Here is a 13,298-nt window from a genome sequence, read left to right on the forward strand (position 1 = left end):
GTCATTGCGCCTCGCCCTTGTCCGTTTGTTTGCTGGGCTTTTTCCGGATCAGATGGCTGTAGACGCCGACCAGATTGATGCAGAGCAGCGCGACATTCTGCCAGCCGATGCCTTCGCTGTCGGGCTGGAGGAAGCCCCATGCGATCAGGGCGAGGCTGCTCGTCACGAAGATCACGAACGCCCAGCCGTTCCACCGTTCGCCAAGGTTGAGCGAGACGAGCAATGCCGCGAGCGTCGCCGCCGCGGCGCCATAATATTGCAGGGCGTCGAGCAAGGTATCGCTCATCGCGGCTCAACGATGTTGCTGACCTCGACCAGATTGCCGTCGGGGTCGTTGAAATAGAGCGAGTCGATCGTGCCGGCCGCGCCGTCGCGACGGCCGGCGTCGATGATTTCGACACCATGTGCAGCGAGGTGCGCGCGCCACTCGGCGACGGGCGTGTCACTGAGCAGGCAGAAATTGCCGCTGCCCGGCACCGTGTTGCGCGCGATGGTCGGGCTCGTCGCGGCGTCCTGCAGGCTGATCTTGTTCGCGCCGAATTGCAGCGAATATTTGCCTGGCCGCTCCGCACGCGACGCCATGCCGAGCACGCGTTCGTAGAAGGCGCGCGTGGCTGCGACGTCGCGGACGCACAGCACTATATGGTCGAACCCGGTGACGCGAAATCCGCTCATCGCTCGCTCGCCGTCGCGCCATGCACATATTCGAGCTTCAGCCCGTCGGGATCGGCAAAGAAGACCGCGTAGTAATCGGGGCCGTAGCGTGGATAATCGGCCGGCGCGTCGAGGGTCGTAGCGCCGATCTCCCGCAACAGCGCATGCAGTCGGTCGACATCTTCGCGGCTGTCGCTTGTCCACGCGAGATGATGGAGGCCCGGCGAATATCGGTCGTGCGTTCGTTCGGCGCCGTCGCCGCGTGCCTTCAAAATACCGATCGAATGAAAGGGCTCGCCGACGCGGTCCCAATCGCTGCCATTGTCATGATCGGCCGAACGGCGATAGCCGAGGAAACCCAGCACGCTGTCATAGAAAGCGCGCGATGCGACGATGTCGCTGACCGTCAGGTCGATATGATGGACAAGCCCGCGCACGCTCATGCCAACGCTCCGATCAGCGCAAGGATGCCCGCGCCGCAGAGCGCAGGCCATGCGATATGGCGGCCCTTCGTATAGGCGGCGTCGAACAGCCCGGCGGCGAGCCATCCGCTGCCAATGACGACCAGCAGTCCTTGGGGCGTGCCGGGCCACGCGACTGCGGCGGCTGAAATCATCATCAGCACTGACGTTGCGTGCCACGCAAAATCGACGATCCGCCGCGCGATAGGGTCGGCGAGCGGACCTTCGCGCGTGCGCAGCAACGGCACGATCAGCCGCCGATACCCCATGATCGAATGAACCCCGGCCGTCGTCACCATGAAGGCGGCCGACAGCCAGAGCCAGATCACGCGCCGGCGCCGATCAGTTCGCGGCCGATCAGCATGCGGCGGATCTCGTTGGTGCCCGCGCCGATGTCGAGCAGCTTGGCGTCGCGCCAGTAACGCTCGACCGGCCAGTCCTTGGTGTAGCCCGCGCCGCCCAGCGCCTGGATGGCTTCGCCCGCGACCTTCACCGCATTCTCGCTCGCGAGCAGGATGCAGCCCGCGGCGTCGAAGCGCGTTGTCTGCCCCGCGTCGCACGCCTTGGCGACGTTGTAGACATACGAGCGCGCCGACTGGAGCATGACATACATGTCGGCCACCTTCGCCTGCATCAGCTGGAACGACCCGATCGGCTTGCCGAACTGCTTGCGCTCGCGGACATAGGGAATGACCGTGTCGAGGCACGCCTGCATGATGCCGAGCTGGAGGCCGGCGAGCACGACGCGTTCATAATCGAGCCCCGACATCAGCACGCCGACGCCGCCATTTTCGGGCCCCATCACCTGTTCTTCGGACACTTCGCAATCGGTGAAGACGAGCTCGGCGGTCGGCGAACCGCGCATACCTACCTTGTCGATCTTCTGCCCGATGGCGAACCCCGGCATATCCTTTTCGATCAGGAACGCTGTAATGCCGCGCGATCCCGCCTCGGGGCTCGTCTTCGCATAGACGACGAGCGTGTCGGCGCAGGTCGCGTTGGTGATCCAGAATTTGGTGCCGTTGAGGACATAGCCGCCCTGGACCCGGTCGGCCTTCAGCTTCATCGACACGACGTCGCTGCCCGCGCCGGCTTCGGACATCGCGAGGCTGCCGACATGCTCGCCGCTGATCAGCTTGGGGAGGTATTTCGCCTTCTGTTCGGCATTGCCCCAGCGGCGGATCTGGTTGACGCAAAGGTTGGAATGCGCGCCGTAGGAGAGGCCGATCGCGGCCGACGCACGGCTGACTTCCTCGACCGCGATGACATGTTCGAGATAGCCGAGTCCGAGGCCGCCGAATTCTTCCTCGACGGTGATACCATGCAGCCCGAGCTCGCCCATCTGCGTCCACAATTCATCGCGCGGGAACCAGTCGTCGGCATCGGCCTTGGCGGCGAGCGGCGCGATCTGTTCGTCGGCGAAGCGGGCGGTGGTATCGCGGATCATGTCGGCGGTTTCGCCGAGCGCGAAATCGAAATCGGGGGTGGCGCGCATGGATTACCTATCGATCGAGGGGCGGGACAGGGCGCGAGTGTGCATCAAAACTCCATCATATGGAAATTGAAACGGGGTGAAGTTTTGCATAAGAAGAATTTATGATAAAGCGCGCGCACATCCGCCAGTTCCTCGCCGTCGTCGATGCTGGCAGCTTTACGCAGGCGGCATTGCGAATCCGCGTCACCCAGCCGGCGCTCTCGACGGGGATCGCCGAACTCGAGAAGCTGGTCGGCACGCCGTTGTTCATTCGCAACCGCCGCCAGATCCGGCTGACCGAGGCGGGCGGGCGTTTCCTGCCGATCGCGCGCGACCTCGAACGCGGCTTTCGCGCCGCCGACAGCTTCGGGCGCGCGGATGATCGTCAGGCTGCCGAGCTCAAACTGGGTGTGATCCGCTCGGCGTCTGCGGAACTGTTGCAGGCGATCGCCGCGGCGCTGCGACCCGGCTTCGCGATCGAACTCGTCGAAAACAGCGACTCTGAGCTACGCGCCGCGCTCGGCAGCGGCCGCCTCAACATGGCTCTCGTCCCGTTGCGGACAGGCGAGCGCGGCGATCATGTGATGCCACTCTACGAAGAGCCGCTCGCGATGTTCATCGCATCGGATCATCCGCTCGCCGGGCGCATCGAGGTCGGACCCGAGGAGCTCGCCGCCGAAACGATGATCGCGCGCCGCTCGTGCGAATTTCTCGATGCGACGAGCCGTTTCTTCACGCGTCACGGCGTCCGCCCGCGTTTTGCGTTGCGCAGCGAGAGCGACGAGCGCTGCCTCCGCATGGTCGCCGCGGGGGTCGGGATCACGACCGCGCCCGTCTCGCTCGCGATCGAGGGTATCGTGCCGCTCAAGGTCACGGGCTATGATTTTCGCCGCGAACTCGGCCTAATCGCCGACCCGGCGTGGAGCGACTTGCCCGAAGTCGAGACGCGGCTTGCCCACGCACTCGAAACGATCGCCGCGATCGCAGCCGAGTGGCGGCAGGTGAAGGTCGATATCGCTGCATGATCCGGCGCTCCACAAGTCTGGCTTGCATGGGCAAAAGGCCATACTGTTTGCGCGTCGCCTTCCGCGACGGCAAGGGCGGGGCATGACCGATACGCTGACCCATCTCGACCGGCTCGAGGCCGAGAGCATCCATATCATGCGCGAAGTGATGGCCGACGCGGTCAAGCCTGTCATGCTGTACAGCGTGGGCAAGGACAGCGCGGTGATGCTGCATCTCGCGCGCAAGGCCTTCTACCCCTCGCCGCCGCCGTTCCCGCTGCTGCACGTCGACACGACGTGGAAATTCCGGGCGATGTACGAACTGCGCGACCGCATGGCGGCCGAAAGCGGCATGGAACTGATCGTCTATCAGAATCCCGAGGCGAAGGAGCGCGGGATCAATCCGTTCGACCATGGTCCGCTTCATACCGACATGTGGAAGACCGAGGGGCTGAAGCAGGCGCTCGACCTCCACGGTTTCGACGTCGCCTTCGGCGGCGCGCGGCGCGACGAGGAAAAGAGCCGCGCGAAGGAGCGCATCTTTTCCTTCCGCACCGCGTCGCACGGCTGGGATCCGAAGAAGCAGCGTCCCGAACTCTGGAACCTTTACAACGCCCGGAAGGCGAAGGGCGAGAGCATCCGCGTCTTCCCGATCTCGAACTGGACCGAGCTCGATATCTGGCAATATATCGCGCGCGAGAACATCCCGATCGTGCCGCTCTATTTCGCCGCGCCGCGCCCGACCGTGGAGCGCGACGGGCTGCTGCTGATGGTCGACGATGACCGCTTTCCGCTGCTGCCCGGCGAGACGCCGGTCGAACGCTCGGTGCGCTTCCGCACCCTCGGCTGCTATCCGCTCACGGGTGCGGTCGAGAGCGAAGCCAGCACGCTGTCCGAGGTCATTCAGGAAATGCTGCTGACCACGACCAGCGAACGGCAGGGCCGCATCATCGACAAAGATGGCGGCGACGCGTCGATGGAGAAGAAGAAGCAGGAGGGGTATTTCTGATGCCAAAAGCCCCGGAATCTCCTGTTTACGTCACCGACGCGCTGATCGCCGAGGACATCGACGCCTATCTTGAACAGCATCAGCAGAAATCGCTGCTGCGCTTCATCACCTGCGGCTCGGTCGACGACGGCAAATCGACGCTGATCGGGCGGCTGCTCTATGATTCGAAGATGATCTTCGAGGACCAGCTCGCCGCGCTCGAAGCCGACAGCAAGCGCGTCGGCACGCAGGGGCAGGAGATCGACTTTGCCTTGCTCGTCGACGGCCTTGCCGCCGAGCGCGAGCAGGGGATCACGATCGACGTCGCCTATCGCTTCTTCACGACCGAAAAGCGCAAGTTCATCGTCGCCGATACGCCGGGGCACGAACAATATACGCGCAATATGGTCACCGGCGCCTCGACCGCCGACCTTGCTGTGATCCTGATCGACGCGCGCAAGGGCGTGCTCACCCAGACGCGCCGGCACAGCTTCCTCGCGCACCTGATCGGCATCAAGCATATCGTGCTCGCGGTGAACAAGATGGACCTTGTCGGCTATGACAAGGCGGTGTTCGACCGTATCACGCTGGCGTATCGCGCCTTCGCGAGCGAGATCGGCATCACCAACTTCACCGCTATCCCGATTTCGGGGTTCAAGGGCGACAATATCACCGCGCTGTCGGACAACACCCCGTGGTTCAAGGGACCCGCGCTGATCGAGCATCTCGAAAATGTCGAGATTGGCTCGGCCGCTGACGAAGCGAAGCCGTTCCGCCTGCCGGTGCAATGGGTCAACCGCCCGAACCTCGATTTCCGCGGCTTCTCGGGCCAGCTAGCGAGCGGCACCGTCAAGCCCGGCGACGCCGTGCGCATCCTTCCGAGCGGCAAGACGACGACGGTCGACCGCATCGTCACGCTCGACGGCGACCTCGACGAAGCCGTCGCGGGTCAGTCGGTCACGCTCACGCTCGCCGACGAGGTCGACTGCTCGCGCGGTGACGTGATCGCCGCCGCCGATGCGCCGCCCGAAGCCGCCGACCAGTTCGAGGCGACGCTCGTCTGGATGGCCGACGAGGCGATGATCGCGGGCCGCGCCTATTGGCTCAAGCTTGCGACGCAGAGCGTCTCGGCGACAATCCAGCCGCCGAAGTACGAGATCAACGTCAACACGCTCGATCATCTTGCGGCGAAAACGCTCGAACTCAACGGCATCGGCGTCGTCGAACTGTCGACCGACAAGCCGATCACCTTTGAGGCCTATGGCGACAACCGCACGCTCGGCGGTTTCATCCTCATCGACAAGCTGACCAACGCGACCGTCGCCGCGGGGATGCTGCACTTCAGCCTTCGCCGCGCGCAGAATGTCCATTGGCAGGCGACCGACATCGACCGCGACATGCGCGCGAACCTCAAGAACCAGCGCCCCGCGCTGCTGTGGTTCACCGGTCTGTCGGGATCGGGCAAGTCTACGATCGCGAATCTCGTCGAAAAGAAGCTGCACCGGATGAACCGGCACAGCTTCCTGCTCGACGGCGACAACGTCCGCCACGGCCTGAACCGCGACCTCGGGTTCACCGAGGCTGACCGGATCGAGAATATCCGCCGCGTCGGCGAGGTCGCGAAGCTGATGTCGGACGCCGGCCTGATCGTCATCACTGCCTTCATCTCGCCCTTCCGCGCCGAACGCGAAATGGTGCGCAGCATGTTGCCCGAAGGCGAGTTTATCGAGGTGTTCATCGACACGCCGCTGGCCGAGGCCGAGCGCCGCGACGTCAAGGGCCTCTACAAAAAGGCGCGCGCGGGCCAGCTCAAGAATTTTACCGGGATCGACAGCCCTTATGAGGCGCCGGAGACTCCCGAAATTCGCATCGACACCACCGCGATGACCCCCGAAGAGGCGGCGGACCTGATCATCGATCGCTTGTTGGGATAGGGATACGCGTGGGGGAAAGCGACGAACATCTCGCCGAACGGCTGGCGACCGCAGCAGGCGCGATCCTGCTCGACCTGCGCGCGCGGGGCGAGCTGGAAGGCAAGGCGCTGGGGAAGGCGGGCGACGAGCAGGCGAACGCGCTGCTGTGCCGCGAAATCCGCGCCGCACGGCCCCACGATGCGCTCCTGTCCGAAGAAGAAAAGGACAATGAGGCGCGCTGCGGCCAGAGCCGCGTCTGGATCGTCGACCCGCTCGACGGCACGCGCGAATATGGCGAGGGCCGCGACGATTGGGCGGTCCATATGGCGCTCGCCGTCGATGGCGTCGCGACGGTCGGGGCCGTCGCGCTGCCGGGGCTCGGCCTTACGCTGACATCGGGCGCCCCCCTGCCGCTCCAGCCTGCGAACCAGCCGCTTAAGATGCTCGTCAGCCGTACGCGCCCTGCCGCCGAAGCGGTCTTCGTCGCCGAACGCATCGGCGCCGACCTGCTCGCGATGGGGTCGGCGGGCGCCAAGGCCATGGCGGTCGTGCGCGGCAAGGCGGACATCTACCTCCACACCGGCGGCCAGTATGAGTGGGACAATTGCGCACCCGTCGCGGTGGCGCAGGCAGCCGGCCTGCACGTCAGCCGCGTCGACGGATCGCCGATCCGCTACAACAACGCCGATACCTATTTGCCCGATCTGCTGATCTGCCGGATGGAGCTGGCCGAAGAGGTGCTTCGCCTCGCCGCACAATATTCGCCAGTGGGATAGGGCACCCTATTCGGAGCGGGCCGCACATTTCGGTCTTGGCTGGCCGCTCGCCAGGGGCCATGAGGAAGCATGATCGACCTGTCATCGTGGCTTCTGCCGCTTTCCATCGCGCTCGCACCGGCGGCAACCGACCCCGATCGCTTCACCGACGGCGGCGTGACATATATTCTTTATGCCGACACCTATCGCCAGGTGGATGACGAGGTACGGCAAATCGGCTTTTCACTCGAAATGACCGAGGCTGAAGGTGCGCCGGGCAATGCCGTCGCCATGAAGGGCGTCGTTCAGGTAAACTGCGGCACACGGAGCGCGCGCATGGTCGGCCCGCAGCTGTTCGACGACAAAAACCAGCCCATCGCCACCGATGTGTCGGACCCGGACCATAGCTCGCCTTGGGAAGAGTTGGGAACAATGGCGTCGGACCAGCATCTTTACCGCAGGGTCTGTGTCGACCGCAGTCGGTAACCGGACTGAAATGGCAGCGTCGCCGGACCTGACGCCGGTTGCCAGCCGGTGCGACACACCCTATTTCGGTTGCATCAAGAAACCGAACACGGGAGAAGCGCGATGACCGACCTGCCTGAAACCAACCTCACCATGCTGACGCTCGTGAAGCCCGAAGGGCAGCTCGAAGTGTCGCTGGAACGCCGCCCGATGCCGGCGCCGAAGCCGCATGAAGTGCTGGTGAAGGTGCTCGCCGCGCCGATCAACCCGTCGGATCTCGGCCTGCTGTTCGGCGGCGCCGACATGTCGACCGCGCGCGCGTCGACGCGCGACGGCCTGCCCGTGATCACCGCCGACGTTCCGCCCGCCGGAATGCGCGCGATGGCGGGGCGTATCGGCGACGCGCTCGCGATCGGCAACGAAGGCTGCGGCACCGTCGTCGCGGCAGGCGACACGCCCGAGGCGCAGGCGTTGCTCGGCAAGACCGTCGCGCTGCTCGGCGGCGAGATGTACGCCGAATATCGCTGCCTGCCCGTGCAGATGGTGATGCCGCTCCCCGACGGGACCGATCCCGCCGACGGCGCCTCCTGCTTCGTCAACCCGCTCACCAGCCTCGCGTTCACCGAAACGATGCGGATGGAGAACCACAGCGCGATCGTCCACACCGCCGCCGCGTCGAACCTCGGCCAGATGCTCGTCAAGATTTGCGCGAAGGACGGCATCCCGCTCGTCAACATCGTGCGCAGCGACGCGCAGGTCGAAATCCTCAAAGGCATCGGCGCGAAATATATCGTCAACAGCAGCGCCGACGATTTTATGGAACGGCTGGTCGATGCTATCGTTGAAACGGGCGCGACGATCGGTTTCGATGCGACCGGCGGCGGCAAGCTCGCCGGACAGATACTCACCGCGATGGAGGCCGCTGCGGTCAAGCGCATGACGACCTACAGCCGCTACGGTTCGGACACGTTCAAGCAGGTCTATATCTACGGCGCGCTCGACCTGTCGCCGACGACCTTTTCGGCGCGCAGCTTCGGGCTGACCTGGGCGCTCGGCGGCTTCCTGCTGACGCCCTTCATGGCGAAGGCGGGCATGGAGACCGTGGGCCGGATGCGCAAGCGCGTCGTCGACGAACTCACGACGACCTTCAAGAGTCACTACAGCCACGAAATCTCGCTGACCGAGGCGCTGAACGTCGACACGGCGCAGGCGTACAACGCCAAGCGCACCGGCGAGAAATATCTGATCAAACCGCACGGTTGAAGATAACGTCGCCCCCGTGAATGCGGGGGCGACAATCGGTTCAACGCTTCATGCACTGGCGCGCATCGTCGCGCTTGTACTCGCTGCAATTCCACAGCGCCTTTTCGAAGCCTGCCTTGTCGTCGCGGAGGTAGGAAAAGCTCATCGCGGCGCGCTGGGTGTCGCTCATCGCGTCACTGTCGGGTTTGAGTGTCGGGTTCGTCCAGCCCATGAACTTGCAATAGGGCTTGTCGCCGCAGAGCCGGAGCGCCGTCGTGACGAAGCTTTCGGGCGCGGCCTTGCGGTCGAGCTGGGTGTAGATGGTGTCGCGGCCCGCGCTCTCACCCGCGCCTGCAACGACGCGCGCTTCGCCGACCGCCGCATTGGCGTCGACTGGCGCGCCCTCGACTGGCAGGCCCAGCGCGATCGCGTGCAGCGGCGATATCGCGGCGAGCTTCGCGACCGGCCCGTCGCTGCCCGACACCGCGCCGCGGAACGCGCCCGGCGTGCCCCAATAGCCCGGCCAGCGGAAGAAGAGATGCGTATCGACGATCGCGATCTTCTCGAGACTGTCGCTCCAATAAGGGCGCACCCAGTCGGTGTGATAATGGGTTGCGAGCCCGACCGGCGGATAGGTGCTCCCCGACAGCATCAGGTCGGCATTGTTCCGCGCCCGCTGCCACGCCGCGTCTGAATAGCGGCGGCCCAGGGCGCCGTCGCAGGTGAAAGTGAACTGGCACCCCGTTGTGCGCTCGGACCCCTGAAACACCACGCCGCAGATCGATTTGGGAAAAGCCGGATGCCGTGCGCGGTTGATCACGACCTGGCCGACCGCCTGCTGCCCCTTGGCGTCGTCGCCGGCCTCATAGATCATCGCGGCGGCGAGGCAATCGCGTGCGCGGGCCTTCGCGTCGCCGCCGCCCGCATAAACGAACGGCCGCGCCGCGACGAAACCCTTGGTGATCAGCGCGACCTCGGCGTTCTGCGCGCGCGCGTCGGCTTCGGTAACGGGCGCGAGTTCCATCGGCGCGACTTCGGGCACGACATCGGCGGGCGGCGCGACGGGGCGGGCGTGCGCGTGGCGGGTCCCGCTGTTCGTCGGGCCGCTCGCGTAGAGGACGGCTATGATCGCCGCGATGGCGAACAGGACAAACAGCCAGCCTGTCCAGTCGCGCCTCAGCGGCAACGTGCCCTGTTCGCCCTCGGGGCGCATGGGGTGAACTCAGATTTCCGGAAGGAAATCGGGAACCGACAGATAACGTTCGCCCGTGTCATAGTTGAAACCGAGCACGCGGCTGCCCGGCGGCAGTTCGGCGAGCTTCTGCGCGATCGCGGCGAGCGTCGCCCCCGACGAGATGCCGACGAGCATGCCTTCCTCGGTTGCGGCGCGGCGCGCGAAATCCTTCGCGGCGCCGGCATCGACCTTGATCACCCCGTCGAGCAGGTCGGTGTGGAGGTTGCGCGGGATGAAGCCGGCGCCGATGCCCTGGATCGGGTGCGGCGCGGGCTGGCCGCCCGAAATGACTGGCGAGGCTTCGGGCTCGACGGCATAGACCTTCAGGTTCGGCCAATGCTGCTTCAGGAATTGCGCGGTCCCGGTGATATGGCCGCCGGTGCCGACGCCGGTGATCAGCACGTCGATCGGGCTGTCCTTGAAATCGGCGAGGATTTCGGGGCCGGTCGTGCGGACATGGACATCGATGTTCGCTTCATTTTCGAACTGCTGCGGCATCCACGCGCCCGGGGTTGTTTCGACCAGCTCGATCGCGCGCTCGATCGCGCCCTTCATGCCCTTTTCGCGCGGCGTCAGGTCGAAGGTCGCGCCATAGGCGAGCATCAGCCGGCGGCGCTCGACCGACATGCTTTCGGGCATGACGAGGATGAGCTTGTAGCCCTTGACCGCGGCCGCCATCGCGAGGCCGATGCCGGTATTTCCCGACGTCGGCTCGACGATGGTGCCACCCGCTTTCAGGCTGCCGTCCTTTTCGGCCGCCTCGATCATCGCAAGGCCGATTCGATCCTTGATCGACCCGCCGGGATTGCTTCGTTCCGACTTCACCCAGACTTCGGCGTCGGGGAACAGCTTCGCCACGCGAATGTGCGGGGTGTTGCCGATGGTCTCGAGGATCGAATTGGCTTTCATGATCGGTGCGCTCTCTCTTTGAACTCGAATCGCGGGTCGCGGCGGACGCGATTGGGCCAGTCGCCGGCGCGGAGCCAGCGTGCCTCATCCGCCTGCGCCAGCGTCGGCGCGGGTTGTAACGAGGCCAGCAGATACTGTCCATAAGGCCAGTCCCCGACCCCCGAGTCGGCGTTGATGTGCCCGAAGGGTCCGGCGTTCACGAAACGCGCGTCCCAGTGCCGCGACAGGCGCCAGACGTGCGACGTCTTGGCATAGGGATCGTCATCGCTCGCGACGACGATCATCGGCGTCTGCGACGAAAGTGCGGGCGAATCGGTAAAGCTTTCGACGCGCTTGTCGCGGCGGAGCTGCGTCAGGTCGGGCGGCGCGACGAGCAGCGCGCCGGCGATGCGATCGCGCGCGACGCTGCTGGCGGCGGCGAACCAGTGCGCAAAGGCGTGGCAGCCAAGGCTGTGCGCGGCGACGAGGACGGGCTCGTGTTCGGCGTGGATCGCGGCGGCGATCCGTTCGACCCATTGGTCCTTCAGCGGTTCGTCCCAGCTGCCGAGTTCGATTCGTTCGCAATCGGCGAAGCGGCGTTCCCACAGGCTTTGCCAATGGGTCGGGCCACTGTTGTAAAGCCCCGGAATGGTCAGGATCTTATGGCGGATATTCGATTCTTGCATGGCGGTCGCTCCATCGTGGGGAGAGAGGGAAACCGCGGTGACGGGTGAGGCCTTAATAACTCAACTAAATAAATTGACAATAGACTTCGGATGGAAAGAGTGCGCAATGCGGTGAACCGCTCAGAGCTATTCAGCAGTCTTTTTGAATTGCGGCTCGAACGTGCGCGCGCGGCGCAGTTCGGGGAAAATCCATGCCCAGAGCGCGGTCACGCCGACCGCGGCGGCGCCGCCGACGACCACCGCACTGACCGGGCCGAGCGCCGCGGCCATCGCACCCGCGCGCATCTCGCCAAGCTCGTTCGACGCCGAAATGGCGAGGCCCGACGCCGCGCTGACGCGCCCGCGCATATGGTCGGGGGTGTTGAGCTGGATCAGCGTCCCGCGCACGAAGACCGAGAACATGTCCGCAGCGCCCATCAGCACGAGTACGGCGAGCGAGAGCAGGAGATTGGTCGAGAGGCCGAAGACGACCGTCCCGGCGCCGAACGCCGCGACCGCCCAGAGCATCTTCACGCCGACATTGCGCTCGATCGGGCGGATGGCGAGGCCGACGGCGACGCCGACCGATCCAAAGGCGACGGCGGCGCGCATCAACCCCGCGCCTTCGGCTCCCGCGTGCAATATGTCGCGCGCGAAGACCGGGAACATCGCGGTCGCGCCGGCGAGCAGCACCGCGAACAGGTCGAGCGTGATCGTCCCGAGCAGGAAGCGCTCGATCCACACGAAACGCAGCCCGTCGGCCATTTCGCGGAGCGGATGGCGGCGAACCTCGGCGGGCGGCGGCAGGACCTGACGCACCCGGCTGAGCGTGAAGGCCGAAATGGCAAGGAGGAGTGCGGAGAAGACGTAAACGGCCCCCGGATGCGCGGCATAGATGAGGCCGCCCGCCGCCGGGCCGATCACCGACGCCGACCGCCAGGCGATGCTGCTCATCGCGATCGCGCGCGGCAGCACCGCGGGCGGGACGATGTTGGGCGCAATCGCGCTCATCGCCGGACCCGAAAAGACGCGCGCGACGCCGTGCATGGCGGCGAGTCCGAAGAGCAGCGGCAGCGTCAGTCCGTCGGTCCAAGTGAACCAGCCGAGCGTTGCCGCAATCAGCAAGTCGATCAGGTTCGAGAAGATCGCGACGCTGCGGCGCTCGAACCGGTCGGCCGCCCATCCCGCGACCGGGGTCAGGATGGCGAGCGGAACGAACTGGAACAGGCCAAGCAGCCCGAGCTGGAACGACGCTTCCTTGATCGACATGCCATAGTCGGTGCGCGCGGTGTCATAGAGCTGGTACCCGATGACGACGACCATCGCGATCGTCGCCATCACCGCGGTGAAGCGCGCGAGCCAGAAATAGCGGAAATCCGGAAAACTGAGCGGGGAGGGGGCTTTGGGCGTTGCAGCCGGCATCACCGGTTCTTCGCCTTCGGGAGGAGGGATCGTCGCCATCGACCACCGCCGTAGTCCGCTTTTTGTCGCTGTCCAGATGGCACGGCTTTGCCGTTCGTCGATTATCGGATGTCATCGGCCGCAGGGGCTGGCA

15 protein-coding genes are annotated in these 13,298 nt (G+C 65.3%); 6 read left to right on the top strand and 9 right to left on the bottom strand.

Annotated features, from left to right (window positions below):
* Position 1 precedes the first annotated feature (1 nt).
* From VGN62_RS12625 to VGN62_RS12645, 5 genes are read right to left on the bottom strand one after another with little or no spacing between them, the layout of a single operon-like run.
* Positions 2-286, bottom strand: coding sequence for a hypothetical protein (locus tag VGN62_RS12625; protein ID WP_327454356.1), 285 nt, complete (start codon positions 284-286; stop codon positions 2-4).
* The gene (locus VGN62_RS12630; protein WP_327454358.1) at positions 283-675 is read right to left on the bottom strand and encodes a VOC family protein; all 393 of its coding nucleotides are present in this window, start codon (positions 673-675) and stop codon (positions 283-285) included. Before VGN62_RS12630 ends, VGN62_RS12625 begins: the two co-directional genes overlap by 4 nt.
* The gene (locus tag VGN62_RS12635; protein ID WP_327454360.1) at positions 672-1,097 is read right to left on the bottom strand and encodes a VOC family protein; all 426 of its coding nucleotides are present in this window, start codon (positions 1,095-1,097) and stop codon (positions 672-674) included. Before VGN62_RS12635 ends, VGN62_RS12630 begins: the two co-directional genes overlap by 4 nt.
* Positions 1,094-1,444: a hypothetical protein gene (locus VGN62_RS12640; RefSeq protein ID WP_327454362.1), complete on the bottom strand. Its 351-nt coding sequence runs from the start codon at positions 1,442-1,444 to the stop codon at positions 1,094-1,096. The genes VGN62_RS12635 and VGN62_RS12640 overlap by 4 nt, the downstream gene beginning before the upstream one ends.
* Positions 1,441-2,610, bottom strand: a complete 1,170-nt coding sequence (locus VGN62_RS12645; protein WP_327454364.1) for an isovaleryl-CoA dehydrogenase — start codon at positions 2,608-2,610, stop codon at positions 1,441-1,443. The genes VGN62_RS12640 and VGN62_RS12645 overlap by 4 nt, the downstream gene beginning before the upstream one ends.
* Before the next feature lie 101 nt (positions 2,611-2,711).
* Between VGN62_RS12645 and VGN62_RS12650 the strand changes: the two genes are divergently transcribed.
* The 6 genes from VGN62_RS12650 (at position 2,712) to VGN62_RS12675 (ending at position 8,977) form a co-directional block, all read left to right on the top strand.
* The gene (locus VGN62_RS12650) at positions 2,712-3,614 is read left to right on the top strand and encodes a LysR family transcriptional regulator (protein WP_327454366.1); all 903 of its coding nucleotides are present in this window, start codon (positions 2,712-2,714) and stop codon (positions 3,612-3,614) included.
* 82 nt (positions 3,615-3,696) lie between these two features.
* A complete protein-coding gene (cysD, locus tag VGN62_RS12655) occupies positions 3,697-4,602 on the top strand; it encodes a sulfate adenylyltransferase subunit CysD (protein WP_327454368.1) in 906 nt (301 codons plus the stop codon).
* Positions 4,602-6,515 (top strand): sulfate adenylyltransferase subunit CysN, encoded by a 1,914-nt coding sequence (gene cysN, locus VGN62_RS12660; protein ID WP_327454370.1) that lies wholly within the window; start codon positions 4,602-4,604, stop codon positions 6,513-6,515. The genes cysD and cysN overlap by 1 nt, the downstream gene beginning before the upstream one ends.
* 8 nt (positions 6,516-6,523) lie before the next feature.
* Positions 6,524-7,270, top strand: a complete 747-nt coding sequence (locus VGN62_RS12665; protein ID WP_327454372.1) for a 3'(2'),5'-bisphosphate nucleotidase CysQ — start codon at positions 6,524-6,526, stop codon at positions 7,268-7,270.
* 69 nt (positions 7,271-7,339) lie between these two features.
* On the top strand, positions 7,340-7,735 hold the full coding sequence (locus VGN62_RS12670; protein WP_327454374.1) for a hypothetical protein: 396 nt from the start codon (positions 7,340-7,342) through the stop codon (positions 7,733-7,735).
* 102 nt (positions 7,736-7,837) lie between these two features.
* Positions 7,838-8,977: a zinc-binding dehydrogenase gene (locus VGN62_RS12675; protein ID WP_327454376.1), complete on the top strand. Its 1,140-nt coding sequence runs from the start codon at positions 7,838-7,840 to the stop codon at positions 8,975-8,977.
* 40 nt (positions 8,978-9,017) lie between these two features.
* On the opposite strand, the gene VGN62_RS12680 is transcribed toward VGN62_RS12675, so the two are convergent.
* The 4 genes from VGN62_RS12680 to VGN62_RS12695 all read right to left on the bottom strand — a co-directional run bounded on the left by VGN62_RS12680 (position 9,018) and on the right by VGN62_RS12695 (position 13,204).
* The gene (locus tag VGN62_RS12680; RefSeq protein ID WP_327454378.1) at positions 9,018-10,169 is read right to left on the bottom strand and encodes a cell wall hydrolase; all 1,152 of its coding nucleotides are present in this window, start codon (positions 10,167-10,169) and stop codon (positions 9,018-9,020) included.
* 9 nt (positions 10,170-10,178) lie between these two features.
* Positions 10,179-11,099 (bottom strand): cysteine synthase A, encoded by a 921-nt coding sequence (gene cysK / locus VGN62_RS12685; RefSeq protein WP_327454380.1) that lies wholly within the window; start codon positions 11,097-11,099, stop codon positions 10,179-10,181.
* Positions 11,096-11,764 (bottom strand): alpha/beta hydrolase, encoded by a 669-nt coding sequence (locus tag VGN62_RS12690; RefSeq protein ID WP_327454382.1) that lies wholly within the window; start codon positions 11,762-11,764, stop codon positions 11,096-11,098. Before VGN62_RS12690 ends, cysK begins: the two co-directional genes overlap by 4 nt.
* Positions 11,765-11,890: 126 nt before the next feature.
* On the bottom strand, positions 11,891-13,204 hold the full coding sequence (locus VGN62_RS12695; protein WP_327454384.1) for an MFS transporter: 1,314 nt from the start codon (positions 13,202-13,204) through the stop codon (positions 11,891-11,893).
* Positions 13,205-13,298: the final 94 nt, after the last annotated feature.

The sequence above is a fragment of the Sphingopyxis sp. genome (assembly GCF_035998905.1).
Classification (GTDB): Bacteria; Pseudomonadota; Alphaproteobacteria; order Sphingomonadales; family Sphingomonadaceae; genus Sphingopyxis.